The following is a 2,354-nucleotide window of genomic DNA, read 5'->3' on the forward strand; positions in this document are numbered from 1 at the left end:
CGCGCCGGCCGGGGCCGCGCCCCCCGGGGCCTGACCCGGCCCAGCGGGCGACCGATGACACAGCGGTACGACCCATGACTTCTGACGAACAACGGGGGAAGAGAATGACGACGGCGGAACCGGTGCGGAACATGCCGCCGGGCGGGGACGTCGCGGCGGCCCGTCCGGAGACTCCGGCGCCGCACCCGCGGCGGTGGGCCGGGCTGGCCGTCCTGTCGGCGAGCCTGCTGCTCGTCGTGATGGACATGACCGTCCTGAACGTGGCGCTGCCCGAGATCTCGGCCGACCTGCGGCCCGACGCGATCTCGCTGCTGTGGATGGTGGACGTCTACTCGCTGGTCGTGTCCGGCCTGCTGGTGACCTGGGCGGCGCTCGGCGACCGGTGGGGGCGCAAGCGGATGCTGCTCACCGGGTTCGCCCTGTTCGGGCTGGCCTCGCTGGCCGTCCTGTGGGCGGACACGCCCGGCGCGGTCATCGCCGTGCGGGCGCTGCTCGGCATCGGCGGCGCGATGATCATGCCGTCCACGCTGTCGATGATCCGGAACCTGTTCACCGACCCGCGCGAGCGGGCGACGGCGCTCGGGATCTGGGGGACCATGGCGGCGCTCGGCGGCGCGCTCGGCCCGATCCTCGGCGGCGCGCTGCTGGAGGCGTTCTCCTGGCACTCGGCGTTCCTGGTGAACGTGCCGGTGATGGCGGTCGCGCTGGTGGCCGGCTGGTTCCTGCTGCCCGAGTCGCGCAACCCGCACCCCGGCCCCTGGGACGCGCTCGGCGCGGCCCTGTCGATCGTCGGGATGGTCGCGCTCGTCTACGCGATCAAGCACCTCGGCAAGGACGGCCCGACCGGCGAGGCCCTCGCCGCCGCCGCGGTCGCGGCCGTCGCGCTGGGCTGGTTCGTCCGGCGCTGCCTGCGCCGCGAGCACCCGCTGCTGGACGTCCGGCTGCTGCGCGGACGCGCCTTCTCGGCCGGGATCGTCACGGCGCTGACCGTCAGCATCGCCGCCGCCGCGACGATGCTGCTGCTCGCCCAGTGGATGCAGGTCGTGCAGGGCTACTCGCCGCTGGAGTCGGGGATCCGGCTGCTGCCGGAGGCCGTCGGCGCGGCGGTGTTCTCGCCCCTCGCCCCGGCCATCGCCAACCGGATCGGCGCGCGGGCCGTCCTGTCCGGCGGGCTGCTGCTCATCGGCGTGGGCTTCGCGGCGCTGTTCCTCGGGCCCCGGCCGCTCGGCTACCCGACCGTGGCGGTGTCGCTGCTGGTGGTCGGGATCGGGCTCGGCGCGCTCGGGGTGGCGTCCGCGGTGATCATGGCGGGCGCGCCCGCGGTGCGGTCCGGCAGCGCCGCCGCGTTCGAGGAGACCAGCTACGAGCTGGGCGGCGTGCTCGGCGTCGCGGTGCTCGGCAGCGTCGCCGCCGCGGTGTTCCGGCACGGCCTGCCGCTCTCGGACCTGGCGTCCGCCGGGATCACCGGACGGGCCGCCGAGCAGGCCCGGGAGTCCATCGCGGGCGCGGTCGAGGTCGCGGGCGGGCCGGGCGGCGCGCGGCTGGTCGAGGAGGCCAAGGCCGCGTTCACGACGTCCCTGGAGTGGACGGGCATCGCGGGCGGTGCGCTGATGCTGGCCGCGGCCGTCCTGGTCTGGAGGCTGACCCCGCGCGATCTGGACCTGGGCGAGGTCGAGCACTGACCCGGGCTGACCCGGGTTTCGGTCCGGCGCTAAAGGGCGCATGGCGGCTTTCAGCGAACCGCCAAGAGAGGGCAAATAGCGGACGCTCCGCCATGTGCCCGTTACGCTACGCACTTGTGACCGAACTGCGCACCACACCGGTCAACCCCGGCGATCTCTTCTCCGCCCGCATCCGGCAGTACTGCGCCGAGCGGCCCCCGCAACGGCTGCAACTGCTGGAGGCGGGCTGCGGCTGGGGGCACGCGCTCGACCTCGGGAACCTCGACGCGCAGATCACCGGCGTCGACCTCGACCTCCCCGGCCTGCGCGCCCGCGTCCGCGCCCGCACCGACCTCCACACCTGGCACCTGGGCGACCTGCGCGACGTCCCGATGCCGCCGCGCGCCTACGACATCGTGCACGCCCCGTACCTCATCGAGCGGCTGCGGAACGCCGAGCTGGTGCTCGACCGGATCGCGGCCGCGCTCAAGCCCGGCGGGCTGCTGCTGGTCCGGATGCGCGACCGCGACACCGCCTTCGGCTTCCTCGACCGCAACGTCCCGGATCCGCTGCGCCGCGCCGCCTCCCGCGCCACCGGCGGCCGCTCCCGGCACGACCGCGTGCCCCGCGCGCGCCACGGCTCGGCCCCGCAGAGCGCCGACGGCGACGCGTCCCATGGCCGCGACGCTGTGG

The 2,354-nt window shown here is 75.2% G+C and carries 2 protein-coding genes; both read left to right on the plus strand.

Annotated elements, in window-relative coordinates; translation table 11 throughout:
- Positions 1–104 precede the first annotated feature (104 nt).
- A complete protein-coding gene (locus AB0J52_RS36635; protein WP_500187504.1) occupies positions 105–1,682 on the plus strand; it encodes an MFS transporter in 1,578 nt (525 codons plus the stop codon).
- A gap of 116 nt (positions 1,683–1,798) precedes the next feature.
- Positions 1,799–2,354, plus strand: a 556-nt coding sequence (locus AB0J52_RS36640; protein WP_500187505.1) for a class I SAM-dependent methyltransferase, incomplete at its 3' end; no start/stop codon positions are given.

Source organism: Spirillospora sp. NPDC049652 (assembly GCF_040675125.1).
GTDB lineage: Bacteria > Actinomycetota > Actinomycetes > Streptosporangiales > Streptosporangiaceae > Spirillospora.

What these genes read in the sequence shown, in the direction of transcription:
- AB0J52_RS36635 (WP_500187504.1), top strand. Translation starts at nt 105, where the DNA reads ATGACGACGGCGGAACCGGTGCGGAACATGCCGCCGGGCGGGGACGTC.